This is a genomic window from Streptomyces sp. NPDC051133, from assembly GCF_040682635.1.
Classification (GTDB): Bacteria; Actinomycetota; Actinomycetes; order Streptomycetales; family Streptomycetaceae; genus Streptomyces.
In genome coordinates this window covers 75,775-100,635 of record NZ_JBFBBK010000026.1, presented here as the reverse complement: position 1 = coordinate 100,635, position 24,861 = coordinate 75,775, and the positions used below count along the sequence as shown (strand labels likewise).

20 protein-coding genes are annotated in these 24,861 nt (G+C 67.2%); 9 read left to right on the top strand and 11 right to left on the bottom strand.

The window, feature by feature from the left end; translation table 11 throughout:
- The first annotated feature begins 55 nt into the window (after positions 1-55).
- Both AB0N17_RS26005 and AB0N17_RS26000 read left to right on the top strand, forming a co-directional pair.
- Complete coding sequence (locus AB0N17_RS26005) at positions 56-1,153, top strand: DUF1152 domain-containing protein (protein ID WP_366013892.1); 1,098 nt, start codon at positions 56-58, stop codon at positions 1,151-1,153.
- 944 nt (positions 1,154-2,097) lie between these two features.
- On the top strand, positions 2,098-2,412 hold the full coding sequence (locus AB0N17_RS26000) for an endonuclease domain-containing protein (RefSeq protein ID WP_366013891.1): 315 nt from the start codon (positions 2,098-2,100) through the stop codon (positions 2,410-2,412).
- A gap of 94 nt (positions 2,413-2,506) precedes the next feature.
- Here AB0N17_RS26000 and AB0N17_RS25995 read toward each other — a convergent pair whose 3' ends face one another.
- From AB0N17_RS25995 to AB0N17_RS25985, 3 genes are all read right to left on the bottom strand, one after another.
- Positions 2,507-3,022 (bottom strand): hypothetical protein, encoded by a 516-nt coding sequence (locus AB0N17_RS25995; RefSeq protein WP_366013890.1) that lies wholly within the window; start codon positions 3,020-3,022, stop codon positions 2,507-2,509.
- 346 nt (positions 3,023-3,368) lie between these two features.
- Positions 3,369-4,067, bottom strand: coding sequence for a hypothetical protein (locus AB0N17_RS25990; protein ID WP_366013889.1), 699 nt, complete (start codon positions 4,065-4,067; stop codon positions 3,369-3,371).
- A gap of 121 nt (positions 4,068-4,188) precedes the next feature.
- Positions 4,189-5,973: an N-6 DNA methylase gene (locus AB0N17_RS25985; RefSeq protein ID WP_366013888.1), complete on the bottom strand. Its 1,785-nt coding sequence runs from the start codon at positions 5,971-5,973 to the stop codon at positions 4,189-4,191.
- A 313-nt stretch (positions 5,974-6,286) separates the two neighbouring features.
- Here AB0N17_RS25985 and AB0N17_RS25980 point away from each other — a divergent pair, with 313 nt between their 5' ends.
- Together AB0N17_RS25980 and AB0N17_RS25975 are read left to right on the top strand one after the other, a co-directional pair.
- Positions 6,287-7,087: a hypothetical protein gene (locus tag AB0N17_RS25980; RefSeq protein ID WP_366013887.1), complete on the top strand. Its 801-nt coding sequence runs from the start codon at positions 6,287-6,289 to the stop codon at positions 7,085-7,087.
- Between the two features lie 404 nt (positions 7,088-7,491).
- On the top strand, positions 7,492-7,821 hold the full coding sequence (locus tag AB0N17_RS25975; RefSeq protein ID WP_366013886.1) for a hypothetical protein: 330 nt from the start codon (positions 7,492-7,494) through the stop codon (positions 7,819-7,821).
- A 322-nt stretch (positions 7,822-8,143) separates the two neighbouring features.
- Here AB0N17_RS25975 and AB0N17_RS25970 read toward each other — a convergent pair whose 3' ends face one another.
- The 7 genes from AB0N17_RS25970 to AB0N17_RS25940 form a co-directional block, all read right to left on the bottom strand.
- The gene (locus AB0N17_RS25970) at positions 8,144-9,760 is read right to left on the bottom strand and encodes a serine/threonine-protein kinase (protein ID WP_366013939.1); all 1,617 of its coding nucleotides are present in this window, start codon (positions 9,758-9,760) and stop codon (positions 8,144-8,146) included.
- 214 nt (positions 9,761-9,974) lie between these two features.
- Complete coding sequence (locus AB0N17_RS25965) at positions 9,975-10,907, bottom strand: exonuclease domain-containing protein (RefSeq protein WP_366013885.1); 933 nt, start codon at positions 10,905-10,907, stop codon at positions 9,975-9,977.
- 282 nt (positions 10,908-11,189) lie between these two features.
- The gene (locus AB0N17_RS25960; protein WP_366013884.1) at positions 11,190-11,582 is read right to left on the bottom strand and encodes a hypothetical protein; all 393 of its coding nucleotides are present in this window, start codon (positions 11,580-11,582) and stop codon (positions 11,190-11,192) included.
- Positions 11,582-13,927, bottom strand: coding sequence for a DUF4132 domain-containing protein (locus tag AB0N17_RS25955; RefSeq protein WP_366013883.1), 2,346 nt, complete (start codon positions 13,925-13,927; stop codon positions 11,582-11,584). The genes AB0N17_RS25960 and AB0N17_RS25955 overlap by 1 nt, the downstream gene beginning before the upstream one ends.
- Positions 13,927-16,449: a DUF4132 domain-containing protein gene (locus AB0N17_RS25950; protein WP_366013882.1), complete on the bottom strand. Its 2,523-nt coding sequence runs from the start codon at positions 16,447-16,449 to the stop codon at positions 13,927-13,929. The genes AB0N17_RS25955 and AB0N17_RS25950 overlap by 1 nt, the downstream gene beginning before the upstream one ends.
- 152 nt (positions 16,450-16,601) lie before the next feature.
- The gene (locus AB0N17_RS25945) at positions 16,602-17,087 is read right to left on the bottom strand and encodes a hypothetical protein (RefSeq protein ID WP_366013881.1); all 486 of its coding nucleotides are present in this window, start codon (positions 17,085-17,087) and stop codon (positions 16,602-16,604) included.
- Positions 17,088-17,502: 415 nt separating this feature from the next.
- On the bottom strand, positions 17,503-18,591 hold the full coding sequence (locus AB0N17_RS25940; RefSeq protein WP_366013880.1) for a Ku protein: 1,089 nt from the start codon (positions 18,589-18,591) through the stop codon (positions 17,503-17,505).
- Between the two features lie 72 nt (positions 18,592-18,663).
- Here AB0N17_RS25940 and ligD point away from each other — a divergent pair, with 72 nt between their 5' ends.
- A complete protein-coding gene (ligD, locus tag AB0N17_RS25935; RefSeq protein ID WP_366013879.1) occupies positions 18,664-19,551 on the top strand; it encodes a non-homologous end-joining DNA ligase in 888 nt (295 codons plus the stop codon).
- 147 nt (positions 19,552-19,698) lie between these two features.
- Here ligD and AB0N17_RS25930 read toward each other — a convergent pair whose 3' ends face one another.
- On the bottom strand, positions 19,699-20,505 hold the full coding sequence (locus AB0N17_RS25930) for a nuclease-related domain-containing protein (protein WP_366013878.1): 807 nt from the start codon (positions 20,503-20,505) through the stop codon (positions 19,699-19,701).
- 99 nt (positions 20,506-20,604) lie between these two features.
- Here AB0N17_RS25930 and AB0N17_RS25925 point away from each other — a divergent pair, with 99 nt between their 5' ends.
- From AB0N17_RS25925 to AB0N17_RS25910, 4 genes are all read left to right on the top strand, one after another.
- On the top strand, positions 20,605-21,114 hold the full coding sequence (locus AB0N17_RS25925) for a protein phosphatase (protein ID WP_366013877.1): 510 nt from the start codon (positions 20,605-20,607) through the stop codon (positions 21,112-21,114).
- A gap of 119 nt (positions 21,115-21,233) precedes the next feature.
- The gene (locus AB0N17_RS25920) at positions 21,234-22,094 is read left to right on the top strand and encodes a hypothetical protein (RefSeq protein ID WP_366013875.1); all 861 of its coding nucleotides are present in this window, start codon (positions 21,234-21,236) and stop codon (positions 22,092-22,094) included.
- Positions 22,091-23,335 (top strand): HAMP domain-containing sensor histidine kinase, encoded by a 1,245-nt coding sequence (locus tag AB0N17_RS25915; RefSeq protein WP_366013874.1) that lies wholly within the window; start codon positions 22,091-22,093, stop codon positions 23,333-23,335. Before AB0N17_RS25920 ends, AB0N17_RS25915 begins: the two co-directional genes overlap by 4 nt.
- Positions 23,336-23,485: 150 nt before the next feature.
- Positions 23,486-24,847, top strand: a complete 1,362-nt coding sequence (locus AB0N17_RS25910) for an FtsW/RodA/SpoVE family cell cycle protein (RefSeq protein ID WP_366013872.1) — start codon at positions 23,486-23,488, stop codon at positions 24,845-24,847.
- Positions 24,848-24,861: the final 14 nt, after the last annotated feature.

Below are 24,861 nucleotides of genomic sequence, written 5' to 3'. Positions count from 1 at the left end.
GGCCTCCAGCCACTATAGGGTGAGTGGCCAACATTGAAACCCGTACGCTGATGACATGACGCGGTTGATCGTCGCAGCAGGAGGAGGTGGCGACGCAGTCGCCGCCGCAATGCTCAGCGCCGCCCTGTACGGCGACGAGGACCAGGCGGTGATCCTGACGTACGCATGGGATCGCCTCCTCATCGATCCAGTGCCGGGGCCACGAGGAGCCCGCGACTTCACCGGCCTCGAGCGGATCACCCCAGCAGTCTCGGCAGTGCCGGCCGATGCCCACGCGATCGCTCCCGCAGGATCCACACTCCCGCGACTCGCAGCGGAACTCCCGCACACCTTTGCTTTGCTCGACCCGCACCAAGGCGTCGAAGGCGTCACGCGCCAACTGGAGGAGCTGATCAGTCACTTCGAGCCGGAGTCGATTGATCTCCTGGACGTCGGCGGCGACATCCTTGCGCGAGGCGACGAGCCCACACTGAAGAGCCCACTCGCCGACGCCGTCACCTTGGCCGCCGCCTGCCAGGTGAACGCGTCGATTCGCCTGCTGGTCGCCGGTCCCGGCCTGGACGGCGAACTCTCCCCGGACGACCTACGCCCGATACTCGCTTCTCTCGTCCACACCCTCACCGCGGCCGACGTAGAGCGGATCAGCACGGTCCTCGAGTGGCACCCGTCCGAAGCAACCGCGATGCTCGCCGCCACGGCACGAGGAGTGCGGGGCACCTGTGAGGTACGCGATGCCGGCCTACCCGTGGCACTCACCGACGAGGGCCCAAGGGTCCACGAAGTCGACCTGGACGAGGCGGTGAACCGCAACAGCTTGGCCCGAGCCATCATGACAACCGCCCTCCTAGACGAGGTCGAGGCATACAGCCGCGAGATCTGCGGCTTCTCCGAGATCGACTACGAGCGCAACAAGGCCGCGTGGCTGAAGGACCAGCCGCCCTTGAAGCTCGACAGCGAAGCAGTACTCCCGCAGCTCGACCAGTTCGAGGAGGAGGCTCGCCGCCGCGGAGTCACCCACACGACGTTCCGCCGCATCACCGAGGCCCTGAACCTCAACGGCTCTCAGCGCCACGCCCTGCGCCAGCTACTCATCGACAGCCGGCCGGAGCAGTACGACGCGCCCCTGTGGCGCATCACGACGAAGCCTGAGTAACAACTTTCTCTACGGGTTCAAGGCGGCTCGCTCCGCTCACCGCGCGCGGCCCGGCCCCCGGCCGGGCCTGCGCTCCAGTCTCCGCCCCGCTCCAGCCCGGCCGGCGCCCGTGCCGCGCGCATAGCAACGATCCGGAGGCCATCAGTTGACTGCAGCATGGAAGCGGCCCCGGCCAGAACTGTGCCTCCGGCGGGGGATCGGCCGGCACCGGGATGGAGGGGGCGCCGTTCTCGGCTGCGGGCCCGTAGTGGCGGGAGCGGGGGGCTCCCATCCCGTACGCCGCCGACCCAGGCAGAGCCGAGCAGACGCGGCCCCTGGCGTCCAGGTCGTTCGTACAGTAGCGCGCTCCACCTGGACGCCAGGAACCACGCCCGCTCCACGGTGTGTGGGTCGACGGCGTACGGGATGGGAGCTAGGGGGCGTGGTCGAGATGCGTGGAACACTACTGTCTGCTACATGACACACGACGTTCACACCCGGCCCGGACGGCCGAGCCGTGAGCACATCCGCGTTACAACGTCCTGCTAGAAGCTCTCCACGATGCCTCATCCAAAGAAGACACCGTGAAGCCGAGCTAGCACCTTGGCCACGAAAGGTCCAAATTGAGCAGAGAAAGCGTCAAGTTTGTTCTTGCATGCGGATACTGTGGCGCCCGGGTTGAAGCGCGACGAAGAACGAAGAAATACTGCGACCCTGAATGTGCACGGAAGTCCCGAAGAGACGCCAACGCCGCATGCCGCTTTGAGTCCTGCCAAAAACCCAGCCATTCTGACGGCCTATGTCAAGGACACTACCGTCAGAAATGGGAGGGAAAGCAACTAGCCCCCCTTCGAGACAACATTCCGCGCCTTTCGAAATGCGGCAAATATAAACAATGCTATGTCTGTGAGGAGCAGAAGCCCACGACAGAATTCGATAGCTATGCACGCGGAAGCATTTCAATAGTGGCATCGCGCTGCAAGGAGTGCAGAAATCTATACGAGCAAGCCCGCCGATTTTCTTTGACAGTCCCGGAACTTAAGGAGATCATTTCTAAAGGGTGTCACATGTGTGGATCGGGAGAATCCGGCTCCGCCAGAAACCTCCACATAGACCACGACCATAAATGCTGCCCCAGAGTCGGCAATAGCTCACGCTCATGTGGAAAGTGCGTACGAGGGGCACTCTGTCACAGTTGCAACCTCATCATCGGACACGCGAATGACAGTATCGACAGGCTGCGTGCAGCGATACGATACCTTGAGAAATTTGCTCACTAGGGAACACTCAGGGAACCAAACTACCGGCCGCTTGCCTGTCACCGAAGAAACGTCGAGTGCTGGACCAGGGCCGCGCACAGAAGGGTGTGGACACTCAAATACTTCGGCGCTCGTTCAAGTTGCGAAGGAGATCGGGTGAGTCTTCTGTAGCAGTTAGGGCATCCGCTCTAGCCCGTTTGAGGTGCGGCCTCCAGAAGAGCCGTGAACGTTGTGGATGCCAAAGAGCTCGGTAAACGATCTCAGTAGCCGTGTTCAAGCCACGGAAATGGCGCCCATCTACACCTCCACCATACTCCGGATCGGGATGTCTCTCAAAGCTGCGACGACTCTCCTTAAAAAAGGCCACCCGCGTCGTCACGTACCACTCGGAGATTTCACGCGGCACACCGGCGATCATGGCGGCTGACTCAAAAGCATGTACCGCTCTACGCAGCCTTGACCACTCTTGCGGATCGCCTTGTGACCAAATCGCTTCTTCCAAAGCCGTCATGGCGGTCCGAGCAGCAGCTCGAGCCTGACGGCGCTCCGGCGCGGCGCTGACATATTGGGCAACGACTGCGCCAGCACTGCCCGCCCCGAGGAGCTGAAGCACCCCCATCAGATCCGTCACGGGAGGACCGTACCAACGGCCCATCACCCACTCACGGTGTTCAGAAAAACTGGGCCGTCTCCGGACAGGCAGTGGGTGCTCAACGATGACTAACGCTGACAACCGCCGTCAGCTAAATCACAGGTCGCAGCGTTGGTCAATCACACGACCGCCGGTCAGAGACCGGCCCGTCGATTCTTCGGTACTGAAAGCTTGGCGACCGAGATCTGCCCGTGGGCTGCTCTGCCGGCACCCCGGACCACGGCAGTGCAGCAGCGAAGTACAGCAACCCAGCGGTCGGCGCCAACCGTCCCATGAGGTCTCAGCGACCAGGCACGCGTCGTCGCACCAGGTTGCCGGCGCTGTACTACCTAGGGGGCTTGAAAGCTGCAAGCAGAGCTCGCGCCTCTTGGTTATCCAAGTTCAAAGCCGTACCGATAGACGTGCCCGCCGATTGGTACAACTCGCGTGCTTGCTGCTCCAAATCTCGCGCTTTCTGAATCGCGTCGACGGTCGCCTTGCTTACTTCCTCTGAGGGCACGGGCAACTGGAGCTTGGACACGATATTCCAGTCAACGCGGGTCCGTCCCATGCCGGTTGAGGAAAGCAGGAGATCGGCTCTAGCCTCGGGCGTCCGCAGCATCTGCCAAATCAGGAACGGGTGGTATCCCACGTGTGGCCGACAGACTGTGTATTCCTTCGTCGCAACCAGACCGTCCAACTGATCCGGGATTACTGCAATGGCGCCATGGACGGCGTTGATATGGCTGATGACGATGTCGCCGGCCCGCACTCTGTAGAGAGTGTCATATGTGGAATCTGAAGCGGCGATAGTCTCGCCCGATTCGGCGGTCCCGTCATACCGCACCCTGAGAAGGGTGACCATCTCATCGCTGTCTGCGGCCAGAATCACGTCTTCGGACCGCTCGGAACTCAGCGCAGTTACGTCTTCGGGATCGAGGAAGGCGGGACGAAGCAGCTCTCGCACTTCAGCAACCCTATGACCTTCCCTCTTCCACTTCTCCACGTTCCTACCTGCGCTTGGCAGGCAGGCCTTCACGTCCATACGCTCGCTGATGGCGTCAGCGGGGACGATCCAGTCACTAGCCGCACTATCGCCACTCAGGAAAGCTCGATAGAGCGTAGCGACCTTGTCCGTCTCTTCCTCTGCCGCTTTCCGATTTACTTCATCGAATGGAAGTCTTTACTCGAGCCTGCGACCTCTGAAACGCGTCTCCCGGAAGAGACACAACGGCTACCACAATGAATTTTTCGCGGATGAAAGAGCGCACCCTTTCCTCGCGATCTCCGCCCAGAATTGAATCGTCGATCACGGTCACCAGGCGACCACCAGGCTTCAACAAATCGTGATAGCGCTCGATGAACATCATGCTGGACTTCAACCTGGCGACCGGAGTACGGCGTCGGGCGGTGGTTTGATAAGCCAGTTCGTACTGTTCAAGGATCTGGCGCTCAGCGTCCGTCTTCCGCGCATACTCCTTCGCAAAGGGAGGATTCGTAAGCGCAACGTCGAAGACCTGCTTGGCAGCGATACGCTTGAACTCTTCCTTTTCGCTACGCGCCTCTTGGCTTTCAGCTGCATGGCTGTGGAAACGCTTATCGAGCGCATCTACCTGATAAACACGGCTCCCTCCGTCGCCGTGAAGATACATGTTGATTCGAGCAATACGCGCCAAGGCAGGCTCTTTAGCTACGTCAATGCCGAAGATGTGCTCCGTCGCGATCTCATCTCGGATACGAGACTTCTCCGAGGGAGAGATGGCGTGATTAGAGTCAACCTTAGCCCACATGTCCGAAAGGGATTCAATAAGGAATCCACCGGTTCCACAGCACGCGTCAATAACCGTGTCGACGTGTTCGCGGCTCACCTTAAGATCCGCCAGCCGTGTGGCCAGTTTTACGACGCTACGGGGCGTAAAGAACTGCCCCAGGTCCTTACCTCGGAGAGTCGCGTTGAGGAACGTCTCAAACAAACGACCATTGAGGTCTGAATCCATGCTGTAAAGATCGATCTTTTCCAGCTTACCTACGACGCCCTTTATAGTCTCAGGCGAGAGGTCGAGGATCTCCTCGGGGCTGAAAATACGCTTCTTCTTGCGCTGCCTGATCTCTTCTTCGAGATCTCGGACGAGATTGCGGAAGCGGATATCGGCCACCGGGTTCGGGCTATCCTCCTCCATCCTTTCGATCCAGGACAGGGAGAACTTCACCTCAGAGGCTGGAATCTCAATCGTTCCGTCGCCAGCAAAAACGGCCTTGCTGTTATTGTGGACCGCTTTGTCGCTCAACAATTTCAGAAAGACAACCTTCACGAACTCCATGAAGGCAGCCGAGTAACTGTAGTTTTCTCGCCGATAGATGAGTTTATGACACCATGCGAAGGCGGCATTAATATCAGAGATGGAAGCCTGTTTGATGATGAACGAGGATTCGAAGAGCGAGGGTTGAACCGCCCAACGTCGCGATGAAAGGCTATCGGGACTCAGCGTCTCCTTGAGCTGCTTCCACTTCGGATTGCTCTCATCGAAGTCGGTAAATGACAGCCTCAAGATCGGGTCCTGTCGATCCCACTCATAGAGCTCCGTCATGAGCCCATTCGTCATGAGGAAATGAGTGACAGGGTTACCATCATGATGCGAGGCATTTAGTTGATGGCAGTAGCTGGCCGCTTGCCCAACGAAGGGCTCAAGGCTCTCGCTGACTGCCTTAGCCTCGATGACCCAACGCACGGTGCCGTCGACTTCCAGCGCATAGTCCGGGCGATACCTCTTGCGACTGCGCCCCTGGTTGACCATCAACTCATCCAGGGATTCTTTCGGGCGCACCTGGCTGTCCGCATAGTCGAGGGCGGAGATAAGCCGGTTCACGAAGAACTGCTCGACGCTGGCCTCGTTCCCCAACACTGCCCGCTCACAGAACATGTTGCTGCGAAAACCATGAACCTCAGTCACGGGCTTCCTCCGATTGGCACCTTAGCGAACGATAGAAGGCTGGCCGCCCGACGCGCCAGTAGCCATCTCAAATCGCTTAATGTACCTCACGTGCACCCCGCAGTTGTCCACCGCCCTGCGCAACGCCCGGTGCGGCGAGAGCCAGCGACCCACCATCCCCTGCCTGCGAAGTTGAGTCAGACAAGGGTATCGGGTGGCTGAGTCGACCGCGGATGGCTGAGCGAGCGGGGGTGTGAGTGCCCTCGCGCCGGCGCCCCTCCTTGACGTATCCGTTCGCCTGACGGACAGGGGAGCCCCGCTGCAGACTGTCCCCATGTTCCTCGAGCTCGCCCATGCGACCACTGCCACTGCCGCCGCAGCCCCTTGGTGGGGGGCCGCCCTGGGCGCCGGTGTCGGAGCGCTCGGCGCCGGTGTCGTCACAGCGGCTGTCTCCTACATCAACAACCGCGCCAGCCGCAAGCAGCTAGACAAACAGCTTGCGGCTCAACAAGCAATGCTCAAGCAGCAGCTCGACGCCCAGCGAGAGCAAGTGACGGAGCAGTTGAACACTCAGCTTGAGGTCGCCGGAATGAATAACGAGGCCAATCACGTGAGGGACCGGGAGGGACAAAAATCCGAGCTGCGAAAGTGGCAGCTAGAGACCCGGCGCGAGACCTACGTCGACTTCGTCGTTGCTGTCGAGAAGTTGCGCGACACGATCGCCACCGCTGGTCGTCTGCTCGCCGGCACATGGCCCCTACCCGAACCGCTCTCGGAAACTGACTTGAGCGAGCTGCAACGCCTCGAAACAAACATCGTCAGCCTATATGAGGAGGCGTTCCAGCGGGCCCAGGTCGTTCGGCTGACGGGGCCTGACGACGTCGCCGAGTATGCAAAGAGCCTAGGCAACACCATGACGGACTACGTCACCTTCAGCAGCGAGCGGTTCCGTGCCGCCAGGCGGAACGAGCGCAGCGAGACGCTCAGAGAATGGCAAGAGGCGGTCCGTGAAATGAATCGCCTCCTTCAATCATTCGTCGATACGGCCTACACCGTCGTCAATCTGACCTCGTCCGAGCCGCAGTCGCCCGTCCCTCCGCCCCGGCATGCAGACGACTCCTCCGTCGGGCCCTGATGGGCTTGCCCGGGCAGAGGCTCCACCAGCGTGGCCCGTCGAGCTTGGTCTTGCCCTTGCAGCATGACTTCGTGGCGTCCGATCACCTGCTGGATCGACCCGGGCGCGCTGACGCACACGCGTGTACGAAACCATCGGACCAGCACCCCGTGTGTCACGACCGCCGCTCGGGCGTACTCCCTCTCCCAGAAACTGTGGTTAGGCCGGTTGTGTGTGGACCATTTGTGGACGGACCTCAGTCACCGGAGCGTGGCCATGACGACTACCAGCGGTCTTCTCCAAGACTCAAGCGCCCTCGGAGCGTTACCCGACCGCATCCCCGCCGGCTCGCCGTCGATCACCCAGAGATGAATAAGGCCACGGTGCCCCGGGTAAGGTCACAGCCTGCTACAGGGGAGGGAACGTTGGACCTCAGTGAGGTTGAGAAGGCCGTAGACGACGGCAGAGGCTACGCAGCTGTCAGCGTCAAGACGCTTCGTAACGCTGTGGGGGCAGCCCGAGCGAAGAAGAACGTGGTAGCGGAGATCTCTGCTGGCCTACGGGCAGCAGGATTCGGTCATGCACCGTTCGAGATACCGAAGCGCCAAGATCGGGTAGTTCTGGTGTACCGCCTCGGTACTGGCAGGGGTGCTGCGCTGATGGCGATGGTAGAAGCAGCCCATGGTGATGGTGAGCAAGCGAACGGTGCCGCGTGGCTTCTCAGCACCATGCTGTCGTCGCTCGATGAGCGGTAAGGCCCCGCGCAACTTCTGGCATCCGCGGCCGCCATCAATGAGGGCGGACAGCGGCACACGACGGTGCCCCTGGGCGACCGTCGGAACAGCGGACGATGGCACCAGGGGCGGGCACGGACCGAATTCCTAAAGCGGTGTCACCAGGTTCGGACTCGGCCCGGGACACAAGAGAGAAGGGCCGGCTCAGGAGGTTCCCTCTGGGTCAGCCTTCCCTGTTTCAGGGGTCACCGGACACGCCGGTTCGGCAGGTGCGTCAGTCAAGATCTGCCGGAGAGGCTCACCGTGGTCACCAGACTTCCGTGCCACATCCGTCCGCTGACTGCTACTCGTACACGGCGGCAACATCGACGGGCTGGAAGCTGCTCGCGCCTTTCGGCCGATAGTCGATAGTCCACGTGCTTCCTGCGGAGTCCGGTCCTCCGAAGAGGTCGCCGTCCGGGCAGGCGAAAGTCATCGTCTTACCTGCGATGGCGATACCTGATCCCTCATACGAGTCGCAGACTTGCCCGTCTGCAAGCGTGATTTTGAAGGGAAACGGCTGATCCTCCATGCCAGCATCGTCAGGGAGTGCCTCTGTGAGGTCGACGCGGATCACCTTTCCGATCGGCCCGGCTTCCGGACAGAGAACGGCCGGAGCCAGATCATTCGGCGGGCTGAAGCACGGGTCCTTGATCTCCTGCCCAACGACGCACCGGTATGCGTCGGAACGGACGATGGCCAATGACTGGCCGAAACAGCTACCGCGCACAGTGGAGACAACGTCGATGTCGGCGGCCGGCTCGCCAAATGTCCAGGGCGTGAACGTAAGCACTTGGGTCGCGGCGGGCGCCGAGGGTGCAACCTTGGGCGTCTCATCCGCCTTTGCCGTCATCGACGGCGTACTTGTCGTAGCTGTGCGACCGCCAACTGCCAGGGGCGCAACACTCGTTGAAGAGGTCATGCGTACGTGACCCGATCGGCCATCGGACGACGCGGTGACGGATCCTGTGGCCTTCCCCTGCGTCAGCAGCCACACGACCAAACCGACGGAGACCACAGCTGCCAGCGACGCGGTGAGAAGAGCCTTCTGTAGGAAGGTCCACTGCGTCCGTACCGCCGGGCCGCTGGGAGGAACGGCAAGCGTGTAAGGCGCCGTGAGAGGTGGAGGATCCCACAGGAGCTGGATCAGCTGTGCGCTATCGGGTCGCTGTTGAGGGTCCTTCTGCAAGGCACTGCGTACTGCTGGTACGAGCTCTGAAGGCAACCCTCGCAAGTCAGGCTCATGGTGCTGAATGCGGTAAGCGAGCCCCTCAGCGGGCCCTGCACCGAAGGGATGGTGCCCCAGTGCCGCGGAGGCGACCACGAGCCCCCAGGCGAAAACATCAGCGGCCGTTCCAGCGACCCCTGTCGTGAGCTGCTCCGGAGCAAGGTACCCGGGTGTGCCGAGGCGCCAGCCGGTGCGTGTAACAGCTGTGGCATCGAAAAGCTGCGCAATACCGAAGTCGATCACCTTCGGCCCATTCGGCCCCAACAGCACGTTCGATGGCTTCAGATCGCGATGTACGATCCCTGCTGCGTGAATCGCCTCCAATGCCTGCGCCAATGCCTTTGCAAGGGACCGTAGTTCACCCGGCGGGATGGGTCCCGCGTCGAGCCGTTCGGCCAATGACGAACCCGGCACGTACTCCGTTACCAGATAAGAGCGCTCGTTCTCGCCGGAGTGCCTGAGAACCGTGACGACATAAGGGCTACGCAATGCAGCCAGCGCCCGCCCCTCACGGCGGAATCGCTCCACGAAAGCGGCATCATCGGCCAGCTCAGGTCGCATGATCTTGACCGCTGCCTGCTGCCCATCGACCTGTCGACCCAGGTACACGACCCCCATGCCCCCGGCTCCCAGCCGCCCGAGCAACTGGTAACCCCCGCACTCGCGCGGATCGTTCTCCTTCAACTCGTGCATTTCCACCCCCAGGAAGAGCCGGGAGCCCACCCGGCCCCCTCGCGGACATGGTGGCGTAACCGGAGGGGACCGGTGGAGCGGCCGGTCTCAGGATTGTCGACGGCAAGACGCATCCGTGCTGGTCTGCAACAAGCCTGCCAACCTCTGCAGCAGCGGACGGCGTCACAGGGGGCCGTAGATGCCCACGGCCCAGACGGTAGGGCCGTCCGCACGGTCAGCTGTTCAGCCGTTCGAAGAAATCTGCCTCACCGATAATCTCGATGTCGTGTCCGCCCTCCAGCAGCCTCTCGGCCGTCCCATGCTTCTCGCTCTTTTCCGAGCCGATAGCGAACCGCCGCGGGTCGGGCGTGGCCACCACGAGAATGTCCGTCTTACCGCTGACTTTCGCCACCGGGGTGGCGCCTACAACAGCGAGGGCAGCCTGAGCCTCAGCCCGCTTCATCCTGCTGAGGGTTCCTGTGATGCAGACAGTCTTGCCGTAGAACGCGCCGTGCGGGTCGGCATCCGGGTTCGCACAAGGAACCGGGCTGGAAGGCTTTCCCTTGCCTGCGCCAGTGCTCCGCGAGCCAGACCATGCGTTGGGTGCTACGTTGCCGTGAACCACGCTCAACTCTGCGAGAAGTTGCTCTAGGCTCATGGCTCTGTGGTGCCGCATGGCCGCGAGCACGATGTGCGCGGCGGCGTCTGCATCGGCACCTGCCTGGTGATGCTCCTTCAACGGCACCTCAATGTGTCGGGCGACCTCGGGCAGCGCGTAGGAGATCAGCCGCCAGGTCCTCCGGGCAACGACGAGGGAGCAGGCATAGCGCAACGTCGGCCAGGGGCTACCTTCCGCTGTACAGGCATCGCGGAGCACCCCCAAGTCGAAGGCCGCGTTGTGGGCGACGAGGGTCCTGCCGGCAGTGAACTTCAAGATTTGCTGGAGGGCTTCAGCCCAGCTGGGTGCGCTCTCGACATCGGAAGCCCCGATGCCGTGTATGCGAGTGTTGTGCGGATCGAAGTGCCTGTACGCAGCAGGGGGCCGGATGAGGGTATACATCCGGTCGGTGATGCGGCCCTGGCCGACGGCCGTAAGACCAACTGCGCACGGGCTTCCGCGGTGCGCATTGGCAGTCTCGAAGTCGATGGCAACCCAGGTGTCGCTCACGGCATGCTCTCCCCTGACATGTGTGGGTTCTGTGAGAGTAACGTGCGGGCGGTTGCTTTGAGCAACGGGGCGATAAAAACGCGTATCAGGGCTTCCTGAGGGCCCATCGGAGGAGCACTACCCCCGTGGACCATCCGTGGACAGACACCAGCTGGTTCGCTTCGATCAAGTCTCTGACCAGCATGTTGTCTGTGAGGCAAAAGGGCCTCCGGAGCCGCGTGCGCTGTCAGCCCATGTGCTCCGCCTGCAGTACGCGGCAGTTAGTCCTCAAGGGCCCCTCCGTCAGCCCCCAACAAGCGCGACCAGCCTGATGAAGATCAGGTCGGGATCGGCTGCGAGATCCACGACTTCGTCGAGGGACTCGGCCTGGCGGTCGCCGGCCAGTATGAAGAATCCGTTGGTCAGGAAGGCGCGCTCGGCGATTTCGGCCTGGCGTTCCCAGTCGATGCGGCGTGGCTCGCGGAGTCGGTAGCCGTTCAGGTCGGTCTCGGCGTCGTCGGGGCGGACGAGGCCGTTGAAGCGGTTGGACGGGCGGGCGTTGTGCCGGGCGACCTCCTCGCGGACCCGGAGCCTGATCAGCTGCCGTACGGTCATCCGTTCCGGCAGTCCGGTGACCTCCCACTCGCTGAGCGGCTTGCCCGTCGCGGTCTCGTCCCGGAACGTCACGGTGGCCATCAGGCACCTCGCTTGATCTGTATGAGGATGGACTCGTCGGTGATGTCGGTGTCGGCGGCCAGCAGGAACGCCTTGCTGAGGATCAGGGAGAGCCGTTCGTCCTCGAACGGCAGGAACACCTTGCCGTCCCCCGAGCGGCGTGCCGGGACGATGCACAGGTAGCTGTCGTCCGGTTCCATCAGGATGTTGGCCGAGCCCAGATGGATCTTGTAGGTGCGCAGATCGCCGCGGACGGTCAGGAAGCGGCCGTCGAGCGTGCACCGGTCGGCGATCTTCAGGCGCGGCAGGATCCGTTCGAGGGCGTCGCGGCGCGCTTCGGCGGTCTCGGTCAGCTCGGCGAAGGAGGCCCGCTCCCAGTAGGCGCGCTCGGGGCCGCCGTCGGTCCAGTCGGGATCGGCGGCGATCGAGGTCACGCCGACGAAGAGGTCCACGTCGCGCATGGCCTCGCTGAACACCAGGGGGGGCACGTCGGCGAGCGGTGCCTCGCGCCAGGTGCCCTCCACCCTGCGGTCGAACCGCACCTGGTCGGTCGAGGCCAGTTCGTCGTCGCCCGCCCAGTCGGCCCAGCTGTGGAAGAAGCGGGCCCGCCACTCCCCCGCCGCGAGGGTGCGCTCGGCCGCGTCGCCTTCCCCGCCGTCCCAGGGGCCGAGCCGGTCGCTCCTCCATCCCCGGGCCCGGAAAAGGGCGAACATCGTGCGGTAGTGGACGAGATGCGCGGCGAAGCGGTTGGAGTAGACGCGGGTCTGCTGCTCGGCCGGGGTGACGCGGTAGATCTCGCGGAACGCCTGCTTGAAGGGCTGCCGTATGCACCGCTCGGTGAGCAGGTCCCGCCAGGCGCGCACAGTGCTCAGCTCGGAGCGAATCGGGTGCCAGAGCCGTACGGAGGCGTCGTCGGGTGCGTCGGGAAGGTGCTCCTCCGTCTCGGGCAGTACGGCCCGCCACTCACCCGGTGCGACCTCGATCTCCCAGATCAGCCGGCGTACGAGGGTCCGGGCGAGGGGGTGACCGGCCAGCTCGGTGCGCCACCAGCCGTACGGGTGGACGGCATCGACGGTGAATCCGCCTTCCAAAGCGCGGACCAGGGTGGCGAGTTGTGCGTTCACTCGCTTCACCAGCTCGCGCAGCTCCTTGACCAGGGTCGCGTGGTCGCGGCGGACCGGAGCGGGGACACTGCGCAGCGGGTGGTCGTCCTTCTCCCAGGTCAGCGTGGCGGTCTCGGTGACCGTGACGACGGCCTGGTAGTCGCCGGCCGTCCGGCGCAGGACGCCGCCCACGGCGGAGCCGCGGAGGGACACGGTGTCGAAGCCCAGTCTCGGCAACCGCAGTGCCACGTCGGTGCGTGCGGCCAGAGCCGCGTCGGCCTTCTTGAGCATCTTGTCGAGTTGCTTGGGAACCCCGGCATGCCGGACGGTCCGGCGCACGGTGCGGATCGCGGTCACCAGCTCGGGCGTCGGGAAGTCCTGCGCCGCGCGGACCACCTCGTACAGCAGGGCCTGGGAGGGGAGCGTCTTCGCGGCCGTCGGGGCGAGGGCGACGCCGGGCAGCAGCCGCTCGAACAGCTCCGGCAGCCAGGGCTCGTCGCGCAGCAGCGCCACCCGCAGGGCCTGTCCGAGCGTGGTGATCTCCCGGTCCGTGAACGCCTTGTCCGCCCGGTAGGGGATCCAGCCCGCCCGGATCGCGTCGGTGCGGTCGGCCGCCGCTTCCAGCGCGCGGCGGGCGAACGCCACGTACGCGGAGTTGCCGGCCGACCTGCGCCACGCGTGCGAGAGCGGCGAGACGAACCTGTGTTCCCGGTCGATCTCGGACAGCAGTGCCCGTTCGGCCGGGGCGAGGCCGGCGATGACGGCCATCTCGTCGGCGACGATGGGGCCCATGGCCCGGGAGAGGTGCTCCACGGCCGCGCGCAGTGTCTCCTCGCCGGCGTGGCCCGCGATCGCGAGGAGCGCGTACGGCTGACGCACGGTGTCCTTCTCCAGCCAGAACCCGACCAGGGTGCGGGCCGGTTCGGAGACGTCGGGCAGCGGCCCTGTGCAGCGCTCGAGCGCGCCGAGGCCAACGGTGAGGTCCGCCCAGCCGCGCTCCTCGTACCTTTCGACGAGTGCCTCGAACATCCGGCGGCAGGCGTCGGGCGTATAGCGCGGCTGACGTTCCCCAGCCGTGTTCTCCACCGCGAAGCGGACCGCCTTCGTCGCGGGTGCGGCCGAGGCGTCCACCCGGTAGGCCGCCACGAGCAGGCTGCCGAGCTCCTCGTCGGAGACCTGCGACAGATCCGGGTGCCTGTCCTGGTCCTGAAGGGGGAAGTCCGGGTCGGTCAGCGCGCGCATCAGCCGGGCGGCGAGGTCCATCAGGCGCCTCTCTTGATCTGTCGGAGGATCGTCTTGTCGGTGATCTTCGTGTCGGCGGCGAGCAGGAACGCCTTGCTGAGGATCAGGGAGAGCCGTTCGTCCTCGAACGGCAGGAAGACCCTGCCGTCGCCCTTGCCGGGCGCGGAAACGATGCACAGGTAGGCGTCGTCCGGTTCCATGAGGATGTTGGCCGAACCCAGATGGATCTTGTACGTGCCCAGGTCCCCCCGGACCACCAGGAAGCGGCCGTCGAGCGTGCACCGGCCGGCGATCTTCAGGCGCGGCAGAATGCGTTCCAGCGTCTCGCGGCGGACCTCGGCACTCGCCGTCAGCGCACCGAACGTGGCCGTCCGCCAGTACCCGGCATAGCGGTCCTCGCCCCGGTCGGTCCAGTCGGGGTCGGCGGCGATCGAGGTCACGCCCACGAACAGATCGACGTCCCGCATCGCCTCGCTGAACACCAGCGGGGGCACCTGCGATAGCGGAACCTCCCGCCAGCGCCGGCCGGCCCGCCGTTCGAAGCGGACCTGGTCCGTCGCGGCGTGCTCGGGCGCGTAGCCGCCGTCGTCGTCCGCGGCGGGCTCGTGGTGGAAGCAGGCCCGCCACTCGCCGTCGCCGAACTCGGCCCGCGCCTTCCCGTCGTGGCCGCCGTCGTACCGGCCGAGGAAGTTGGCCTGCCAGCCGCGTTCCTTGAACAGCGCGTAGAGCTGCCGGTAGTGGACGATGTGGGCGGCGAACCGGTTGGAGTAGACGCCGGTCTCCTCCTCCGCCGGGGTGAGGAGGTAGATCTCCCGGAAGGCCTGTTTGAACGGCTGCCGCAGCTGCTCGGCGACGAGCCGCTCCCGCCATGTCCTGATGTCATCCGCCGTCGCCCGGATCGGATGCCACAACCGGACGCGCTCGGGTTCGCCGGGCGGCTCGGCCATCGGTGCCGTCGCACGCCACTCGCCGTCCGCGTCCTCGACGTTCCGGTACTCCCAGATCAGGCCGCGGACGAGAGTTCCGGTGACCGGATGGTCACGGTAGTAGCGGCACCACTCGTCATACGGCCACTCGCGCCCGGCCGACATCAGCGCCTCGACACGGACCCGCTCCGCCGACAGTGTGCCCCGCACCTCCTTGGCCAGGGCCTTCAACTCCTTGAGCTCGTCCGGGAAGCCGTTCTTCACCGCCGCCGGAGCCGTACGGGAAGTCCGGCCGTCGGGGCCCGTGTAGGTGAGCCGCACCGTCATCGCGTCCTCTACCGTCACGCGCGCCCGGTATCCACCCAGCTCCCGCTCGAGCGAACCGTCCGGCTGCAGACCGTGGCCGGGCACGCTGCGCTCGATCAGCTGGCCCGCCGTGACCCCCTGCCTTGCGGCGGCGGTCACCAGCGCGGTGTCGAGCTGCTTGAGCAGAGCCCGGTGCCTGATCTGCGATTGCAGCCGCCACAGCGTCTCCAGCGCGGCCGGATCGTCGATCTCGGCCAGCGCGTTGATCGCCGCGCCCGCGAGCTTGAGGTCCTCGACCACGTCGGCTCTGGGGCCGCCGGCTCGCAGCGCGAGCGCGCCGAGATACGGCACGGCTGTCGGCCCGCCGGTCAGTGCGCCCGCCCAGACGGCGCCACGCGCCAGGTCCCCGTCGTTCTGGTGAACGAGGTAGTGGTGGTGGTACGCGCTGGAACTCCAACAGGTGGGCGGGCCGCTTTCCCGACTGCACAGCGGATCGTCCTCGGCCAGCGCCCGCAGGACCTCGGCCGCCAGGTCCCGCGCCGATGCGGCGTCCATGAGCGTGCGGCACGTGCGCCTCCACCGCTGTGAGGGACGCGGCCCGGACAGGCCCCCCAGGTGCCGGACGAAGTCGGCCAGCTCCGGCGTCGGCACCGTGTTCGCACGATCGCGCAGCGCGGCGGCCCAGGGGGCGTGGGGCGGGATGAGCCCCTCGGGGAGGTGCGCCTCGTCCACGCTCGCGAGCAACGCGCGGAGGCGTTTGGCGAGCGGCCCGTGCAGGTGCGCGGGAGCATCGCCGCTCATGAGTTTCGCGTGAGCGTGCCGCAGCCAGGGGGCGACCGCACGGCAGCCGTCGACGTCGAGCCGCTCGGCGGCATCCAGCGCCAGCCCGAGGGGACCGGCGGCCCAGAAGCCGAAGTCGAACTCGGTGACGCGGATCAGCAGCACCGCGACCTCGTCCGGCGTCCAGCCGTCCACGCGTGAGATCACGGTTTCGATCTCGGAGTCGTACCGCCGGGATGCGGTGTCGTCGAAGCGGGAGGCCAGCGTCAGGCACAGGGCTGCGGCCCTGCCCTCCTCGTCCGAGGCGGCCGCAAGCCGCCCGTCGATCTCGGCCTGGGTCGCCGCGCGTATCGCTTGGATCCGCTCGAATTCCTGCGGTCCCCGCAACGCCGTGGCGGCGTCCCACCGGGGCTCCGTCCGCTGACGTTCCATGAGGTCGACGAGCCAGCGGACGCGGTCGAGGGCGGCGGACCTCACGTCGTCGAGCGAGTCGTTCCTACGGGATTCGGCCACCAAGGCTTCGTAGAACATGGCGGGATGATGGCAGGGGGCACTGACAATGCGACCAACCTGAAGGGGCACCGCGCCCGTTGAATCCGGCGCATGGCCAGGGGCCATCATCCGCCCGGCGCAGCCGTGCGTTCGCGGGGGGGCCGGGTGGTGAACGTCGTCAGCGCACGCCGTCAGTCCGCTTCGTCCTGCCGCTGCCAGACTCGGGGCCAGTTGCCGGACGGTGGAGGCGGCCCCGTGATGCCCAGGTCACGCCGTGCGAGGGCGTAGAAGGCGTCACGTGCTTCACTCATGTGCCGGACCGCCCTCTCCCAGCCGGCACTGTCGTCCTTCAGGCCGCGGGCATAGAGTTCGACGTTCCACACGGCTTCGTGCCACTTACGAGCCGCCGCTATGGTCTCGGCATCCCCGATGAGCAGCACCGATTCCCACTCGGCTGCACGCCGCGCCTCCGCCTCCGCGAGCTGCGCGAGGCCCTGCTCCGGGTCCAGGGGGTCCACAGCGTGCTGGAAGGCCCGCGCTGCCGCCATGCGCTGCGCGATGTTGATCTGGTGCTTCAGGGCGTTGGCGTAGGACGCGTAGGTGTCCAGCCTCTTCTGGTCCCAGCGTTCGGCTCTGGCTCTTCTCCACCGGCTGCGTTCCGTGAGGCTCGTCGCCATGTAGGAAGCGACGGCTCCTACGAGAACGCCGGCCAAGGCAGGCAACTGATCCCACAACGCCATTACCCCCGTTGAGCGCTGACAGTTGGTGCCACACTGCCGTACTCAGCGGGTTCGGGGTAGGTGGCATGCCCGCGGTCTCATGCCGTGCGGGAAGGCACTGCGACTCGTCGCATCGCGGAGCTTCGGTGGCCGGCCTCACGTACGTGTTTGGACCCCGCGCGGCCCGCCGTTCCGGAATCGGCGGGCCGGCGTCTCGGGAGGCGCCGTCGCGGGGTACACGGAAAGTACGCCGCCGGGGGCGAAAACGGAAGGCCCCTTTTGCATGGTGGTCTGGACAACCGAAACCGGGCCCCCCTCATGAACTGGGCCCCCTCATGCCGTCCGCTTGCGGGACACTGCCTTCTTGGCCCCCTCACGCCGTCCGCTTGCGGGAGCCCGCCTTCTTCGCCGTCGTCTTCGTCGGCGTCGCCTTCGTCGCCGTCTTCTTCGCAGCCGTCCGCTTCGACGCCGAAGCCGAAGCCGAGGCCGAAGCCGAGGCCGAAGCCGCTGGCTTCTTGCCCTCCGCCGCCTTGGACGTCGACTTGCGGGCCGGCTGCGTCTTCTTGGCGGCAGCCGTCTTCTTCGCCGTGGACGTCGACTTCTTGCCGCCCGTCTCCTTGGGGGCGGCGCGGCGGCCGGGGAGGGGTCTGACCTCGGCCTCCCCGACGGCCTCGGCCGGGGCCTCGCCGCGGGATTCGCGGGCCGCCCGCACGCTGTTCTCCAGGGCCGCCATCAGGTCCAGGACCTTGCCGCCGGCCGCCGGGGCGGGGGCCTCCGGTGGGGCCTCGCCGGAGGCCTTGGCCGCGATGACCTCCTCCAGTGCCTCCCGGTACTCGTCGTGCAGATCCTCCAGGTCCACCTCGCCGAGGGTGTCCATCAGGGCGTCCGCGAGGTCGAGTTCCTTGTCACGGATGGTGACGGAGGTGTCCGGGGCGACACCCTCGGGGGCGCGGACCTCGTCCGGCCAGAGGAGGCCGTGCATGGCGATGGCGTCGCCGACCACCCGGAGCATGCCGAGACGTTCCCGGCCGCGCAGGGCGTACTTGGCGATCGCGACCTTGTTGCTGCGCTTGAGGGCCTCCCGGAGCAGGGTGTACGGCTTGGCCGCGGGGGCTCCGCTCGCCGCCAGGTAGTAGGCCGCGCCCATCTGGAGCGGGTCGATGCGGTCGGCCGGCACGAAGGCCACGATCTCGATGGTGCGGGCCGTCGGGATCGGCAGGTGGGAGAGGTCCTCGTCGGTGATCGGGATGATCGAGCCGTCCGCGTCCTCGTAGGCCTTGCCGATCTCTCCCTGGGTGACCTCGCGTTCCTCCAGTTCGCACACCTTGCGGTAGCGGATGCGCCCGTTGTCCTCGGTGTGGATCTGGCGGAAGGAGATCGCATGGCTCTCCGTGGCGTTCACCAGCTTGATCGGGATGCTGACGAGGCCGAAGGAGATGGCGCCGTTCCAGATCGATCGCACGTGCCGCACCCTTCCTTACGGTTTGCTGTGTTAGGTGGAGGTATAGGACGGGTTTTCTGGGATTGTCATCCTATGACGCCTATCACAGAGGTGGAGGGGCGGCGGCTCCCGCTCAGCAACCTGGAGAAGGTGCTCTATCCGGAGACCGGCTTCACCAAGGGAGAGCTGCTGCACTACTACGCGACCACCGCCGGCGCCCTGCTGCCGCATCTCCGCGACCGTGCCGTGTCCTTCCTGCGCTATCCGGACGGCCCCGGCGGGCAGCTGTTCTTCACCAAGAACGTGCCGCCTGGTACGCCCGAGTGGGTCATGACCGCCGGGGTTCCGCGGTCGTCCGCGGACAGTCCGGCCCGGATGGTGGTGGTGCAGGACCTGCCGAGTCTGGTCTGGGCGGCGAACCTGGTCACCGAGTTCCACACCCATCAGTGGCTGGTGCAGTCACCGGACGAGGCCGACCGGCTGGTCTTCGACCTGGACCCGGGCGCGCCCGCGACCGTCGTCCACTGCTGCCAGGTCGCCCTGTGGCTGCGCGAGCGGCTCGCGGCGGACGGGATCGAGGCGTACCCGAAGACGGCCGGGTCGAAGGGGCTGCACCTGCTGGCGGCCGTGCGCGGAAGCTCCTCCGAGCGGACGAGCGAGTACGCGAAGGCGCTCGCCGTGGAGGCCGAGCGGGCCATGCCCCGGCTGGTGGTGCACCGGATGACGAAGAGCCTGCGGCCGGGGAAGGTGTTCGTCGACTGGAGCCAGAACGCGGCCCGCAAGACCACCGCCACGCCGTACACGCTGCGCGCCCGCCGGGTCCCGCTGGTGTCCGCGCCGGTGACGTGGGAGGAGGTCGCGGACTGCCGGGACCCCGGGCAGCTGGCGTTCGAGGCGGTGGACGTCGCGGCGCGGCTGCGGGACCACGGCGATCTGCTGGCGCCCCTGCTGGACCCGGCGGCGGCCGCCCCCTTGCCCTGACGAAGTGCCTGGGAGAAGGCGAAGCGCCTGGGAGAAGGGGAAGTGCCTGGGAGAAGGGGAAGTGCCTGAGAGAAGGCGAAGTGCCTGGGGAAAAAGGGGCAGGCTCAGAGAAAAGGGGCAGGTCCTGGTAAAAGGGGCAGGACCCGGCTACAGCCTCCCCCACGTCCCCCGGTCCCGTGCCATCCCGTGCAGTGCCTCCACATCGGCCGGCTTCAGTACCCCGCCCAGCCGTGCCAGGCCCGACAGCTCCGTGTCCCGCAGGATTCGTACCCCCCGGGGCTGGAGGCTCACGGTCACCTCGGCCGGGCCGCCGGCCAGGGCCAGTACCGGGTGGACCTCGGCGGTCAGGGCGTAGGACGCGCGGTCGGCGTCGGTGCGCAGGCGGCGCAGCAGGCGCTCGGGGTCGCGGCGGCCCACGGTGACCATGGGGTCGGCGACCAGGACCTTGGCCTTGCGGGCGTACAGGGCGTGTACGGCGAACAGGCCGCCGGGGCCGATCAGCAGGTGGTGGATGCGGTCGCCGCCCGGGAGCGGGATCGAGTGCAGGGTGTGCCAGCCCGCGCCCTCAAGACCGTCCAGGGCCGCGCCGACGGTCTGCTCGGCGGTCAGGGCGCGCCGGCGCGGGTCGGGGCGGAGCCGGTGGGCGGGGCCGGGGTCGCGGTCGAGGGCGACGAGCAGGGCCTCGCCGGGGCGGTTGGGGGCCAGGTCGTCGTCCGGGTGGAGGGTCAGCCGGGCCAGTTCGGCGGGGGTCGGGACCGGGGGTGGGCCCACGGTCACCGGGCCGGTCAGGAAGGGTTTCAGGGCCTGGAGTATCTCGTCCCTGACGTCCTCGCCGAGCAGGTTGACCCGGCCCGTCTCGCGGTCGTACCAGGCGACATTGCTGCCGTCCGGCCGGCAGACGTACAGCCGCTCCCGGCCGTGCCGGTAGGCCGGCACCACGCGCAGTCCGCTCATGCGCCATCACCCCTCGTCCATGGGAACAGGCGGGGTGCGCCCGGGGCAAGACCGGTTACCTTGGATGACGGCCCGGCGAGGGGGAGTTGGGGAGGCGCCGTGCGGAACCGCTCAGAGCAGCCCGGCCCACCGGCCGCGGAGAGCCCGTGGAACGAGATCGTGCCCGGCCTGTGGCTGGGCGGACACGAGTTCCGGGAGCGTGCTTCGGGGCGGGTGCGGCTCGCCGTCGTGCACGACGAGTTCGATCTGGTGCAGTCACTGGTGCGGCGGCCCGGGTACGGGCCCGATCCGGGTGTGGAGCACCATGTGTGGCCGGTCCCGGACGGTCCGCTGGACGGCACGCAGCTCGCCGGGGTGATGCGGCTGGCGCGCGCGGTGAACGAGGCGCTGGACGCCGGCCGCCGGGTGCTGGTGCGCGGTGATCTCGGGTACAACCGTTCGGGGCTGGTCGTCGCGCAGGCCCTCGTGCTGCGGGAGCGCGGCGCCGAGGAGGCGGTCCGGCTGATTCGCGCCCGGCGCTCGGCGTGGGCGCTGCACAACGAGCTGTTCGTGGAGTATCTGCGGGCGGGCCTGTCCACGGTGCGGCTGCTGGAGGAGCTCGCCGAGTAGCCTCTCTTGCAGCACCCGCCGCCAGGTGCACGAAAAGGACCTCTCCGGACCTCTCCAGGAGCACCGTGCCAGCCCGCCGTCCCGTGCGCACCCGTCGTCCCGTGCGCACCCGTCGTCCCGTGCGCACCCGTCGTCCCGTGCGCGCCGCCCTCGCCGTGGCCGTCGTCGCCCTGCTGTCGGCGACGGCGACCGGCTGCGGGGACAGGGGCGAACTGCAGGCCGCCGGTCCGACCGCGACCGCCGTCAGCCCCGCCAAGCTCTGGCCCGACCTCAGGCCGGCGTCCAGCCCGGCCTTCCCGTACGACGTGGCGGCGCGCGAGACCGTGAAGGGGATCACGGTCCCCGGTGACGACATCCGGCGGGTGGATCCGGTGGACGTGGTCGAGGCGGAGGTCGAGGCGCATCCCGACGACTACGGGTCCAAGGGCGCCTACCACGCGACGGTGGACCGGCTGAAGGAGTGCCGGCCGGGCGGGAACCGTGCGCGCTGTCCGCTGCTGAAGCCGTACTACCGGGACCTGACCGGCGACGGCCGGAACGACATGACGCTCGGCTTCCGGCTGTATCCGACCAACCAGACGGCGGTGCGGGTGTACACCGTCGAGAAGCACAAGCTGGTGCAGGTGCTGGCCGACAACGACGCGATCATCGGCGTGGAGCTGGCCGGCCGGGCGCTGATCGAGCGCTCGCCCGCCGACATCTCGGGGTACGAGTACCGCACGACCTGGGTGTGGGACCCGCAGCAGCGCGCGATGGTGTTCTCGCGGGACGAGTTCCTGCACACGGGGGGCCGCCGGCACGGCAAGAAGCCCTCCGGCTCCCGGTCCCCGTCCCCGTCCCCGTCCATCGCCGCGGCCCCGGCCCCGGCCCCGTCCCCTTCCGCCTCCCCGTCCGTCTCTCCGTCGGTCGCTCTGTCCGTCTCTCCGTCGGTCGCTCTGTCCGTCTCTCCGTCCGTCGCTCCGTCCGTGAGCGCGCGATGAGGCTGGGCATGCCGCAGTGGGCGGGGACGCTCGCGGTGAAGGCGGCCGCGTTCATCACGGTGATGTGCTGTGCCCTGGCCGCGCTGCTCGGTGTCCTGGTGCACGTCTCGGTGACGAACCAGACCGTCGGCCAGGCCCGCGACCTGGCGCTGTCCCGGCTGGCGGACGCCACGCAGGCGTACGAGGCCGGGGACGCGCTGCTGCCGGGCGCCGGGGTGGACCCGGAGGGGCTGCCCTCGCCGCTGCGGACGCTGGCGGCGGCCGGGGAGCGCGGCACCATGGTGGCCACGCACCGGGGGCGCCCGATCATGTGGGCGGCGGGCCCGGCGGCCGGGCACCGGGCGCTGGCCGTGGAGGTCGACTACTCGCAGCAGTCCCGCACCATCGCCGGACTCGACACCTCGATCCTGTGGTCCTCGGGGGTCGCGATCGGGGTGACGGTGCTGCTCGCGGTGTTCGCCGTGACCCGGGTGACCCGGCGGCTGCACGGCACCGCGCGGGTGGCCCGGCGGATCAGCGCGGGGGATCTGGACGCGCGGGTGGACGACCCCCGAACGAAGGATCCGACCCGTCCGCAGGACGAGGTGGCCGTGGTGGCCGCCGCCCTGGACATCATGGCCTCGTCGCTGCAGAGCAAGCTGCTGAGCGAGCAGCGCTTCACCGCGGACGTGGCGCACGAGCTGCGCACCCCGCTGACCGGGCTGCACGCGGCGGCGGAGCTGCTGCCGGCGGGCCGGCCGACGGAGCTGGTACGTGACCGCGTGGCGGCGCTGCGCACGCTGACCGAGGACCTGCTGGAGATCTCCCGGCTGGACACCGGGCGGGAGCGGCTGGAGGTGGACAGCGAGGAGCTGGGGGCGCTGGCCCGGCGGGTGGTGCGGGCGTCGGGCACGGACACGGAGGTGCGGGTCGTCGCCGACGCGTGGGTGGAGACGGACCGGCGGCGGCTGGAGCGGGTGCTGGGGAATCTGGTGGCCAACGCGCACAAGCACGGGGGCCCGCCGGTGGTGCTGACCGTGGACGGGCCCGTGGTGACCGTGCGCGACCACGGGGCGGGATATCCGGAGTACCTGGTCGCGCACGGCCCGCAGCGGTTCCGCACCGAGGGCGGGGCCAAGGGGCACGGGCTGGGTCTGACCATCGCGGTCGGTCAGGCGGAGGTGCTGGGCGCGCGGCTGACGTTCGCGAACGCGGTGGACGGCGGGGCGGTGGCCACGCTGCAGCTGCCCGCCGCCGAGTAGCACCGACGCGAACAGTCACTCTGTACGTCTCTTTGTACGTCTCTTTGTACGTCTCTTTGTACGTCTCTTTGTACGTCTCTTTGTACGTCTCTTCGTACGCCTCTTTGCACGTATCGCGCACAAGACATCCCATTTGGGTAGGTTCCGGGCATGACGAAGCCCGGAACCACCCTGGCGGCGGCCAAGGCTCCCGCACCCGCCGTACGACTCCCCCGGCGCCGTGGCATCGAACTCTCCCTGATCGTGGTGGCCGTCGGGCTGTCCGTGTACGGGTACTGCGCGGTGGGGGTGGCGCGGACCGGCAGCGTCCCGCCCGGTGCCGCCGTGTACGGCGCCGGGCTCGGGGTGCTCGCCCTGTGCGCGCATCTCGCGGTCCGCATCCGGGCGCCGTACGCCGATCCGCTGCCGCTGCCGATCGCGGTGCTGCTCAACGGGCTCGGCCTGGTGCTCATCTACCGGCTGGACCTGGACACCCCGGGCGACCGGGCGGCCCCGGCCCAACTGGTGTGGTCGACGCTCGGGGTGGGCCTGTTCATCGTCGTCGTCCTGCTGCTGCGCGACCACCGGATGCTCCAGCGCTACTCCTACGTCTGCGTGGTCGCCGCGCTGGGACTGCTCGGGCTGCCGATCCTCTTCCCGGCGGTCAACGGGGCGCGCATCTGGATCCGGATCTCGGGGTTCTCCATCCAGCCGGGCGAGTTCGCCAAGGTGCTGCTCGCGGTGTTCTTCGCCGCGTACCTCGCCGACAACCGCAACGCGCTCGCGTACGCGGGCCGCCGCGTGTGGCGGCTGCGGTTCCCGACCGGGCGGGTGCTCGGGCCGATCGTGACGATCTGGCTGCTGAGCGTCGGCGTGCTGGTCCTGGAGCGCGACCTCGGCACCTCGTTGCTGTTCTTCGGGCTGTTCGTGGTGCTGCTGTACGTGGCGACCGGCCGCACCGGCTGGATCGCGGTCGGCCTGCTGCTGGCCGTGGCGGGGTCGTTCGCCGTCAGCCGGTTCGAGCCGCACGTGGGGGGCCGGATCGAGGACTGGCTGGATCCGTTCGGCACGATCGAGGCCGGGCTCGGCCCCAACCAGCTGTCCCAGTCGCTGTTCGCCTTCGCGGCCGGCGGGTTCCTCGGCACCGGGCTCGGGCTCGGCCACTCCACGCTGATCGGTTTCGCCACCAAGTCCGACTTCATCCTGGCCACGGCCGGCGAGGAGCTGGGCCTGGCGGGTCTCGGCGCGATCTTCCTGCTGTACGCGCTGCTGGTGGAGCGCGGCTACCGGGCGGGCCTCGCCCTGCGCGAGCCGTTCGGGCGGCTGCTCGCGGTGGGGCTCGCCTCGATCGTGGCGCTCCAGGTGTTCGTGATCGCGGGCGGGGTCACCGGCCTGATCCCGCTGACCGGCATGGCGATGCCGTTCCTCGCCCAGGGCGGCTCCTCGGTGGTCACCAACTGGGCGATCGTGGCGCTGCTGATCCGGGTGAGCCACTCCGCGCGCCGGCACTACGACGGGCAGGAGGCCCCGTGACCGAGTACGGCGGA

Coding starts and splice junctions, on each gene's coding strand:
- AB0N17_RS26005 (WP_366013892.1), top strand. CDS start 56: ATGACGCGGTTGATCGTCGCAGCAGGAGGAGGTGGCGACGCAGTCGCC.
- AB0N17_RS25990 (WP_366013889.1), bottom strand. CDS start 4,067: ATGGACGTGAAGGCCTGCCTGCCAAGCGCAGGTAGGAACGTGGAGAAG.
- AB0N17_RS25980 (WP_366013887.1), top strand. CDS start 6,287: ATGTTCCTCGAGCTCGCCCATGCGACCACTGCCACTGCCGCCGCAGCC.
- AB0N17_RS25970 (WP_366013939.1), bottom strand. CDS start 9,760: ATGCACGAGTTGAAGGAGAACGATCCGCGCGAGTGCGGGGGTTACCAG.
- AB0N17_RS25960 (WP_366013884.1), bottom strand. CDS start 11,582: ATGGCCACCGTGACGTTCCGGGACGAGACCGCGACGGGCAAGCCGCTC.
- AB0N17_RS25955 (WP_366013883.1), bottom strand. CDS start 13,927: ATGGACCTCGCCGCCCGGCTGATGCGCGCGCTGACCGACCCGGACTTC.
- AB0N17_RS25950 (WP_366013882.1), bottom strand. CDS start 16,449: ATGTTCTACGAAGCCTTGGTGGCCGAATCCCGTAGGAACGACTCGCTC.
- AB0N17_RS25945 (WP_366013881.1), bottom strand. CDS start 17,087: ATGGCGACGAGCCTCACGGAACGCAGCCGGTGGAGAAGAGCCAGAGCC.
- ligD (WP_366013879.1), top strand. CDS start 18,664: ATGACGCCTATCACAGAGGTGGAGGGGCGGCGGCTCCCGCTCAGCAAC.
- AB0N17_RS25930 (WP_366013878.1), bottom strand. CDS start 20,505: ATGAGCGGACTGCGCGTGGTGCCGGCCTACCGGCACGGCCGGGAGCGG.
- AB0N17_RS25915 (WP_366013874.1), top strand. CDS start 22,091: ATGAGGCTGGGCATGCCGCAGTGGGCGGGGACGCTCGCGGTGAAGGCG.
- AB0N17_RS25910 (WP_366013872.1), top strand. CDS start 23,486: ATGACGAAGCCCGGAACCACCCTGGCGGCGGCCAAGGCTCCCGCACCC.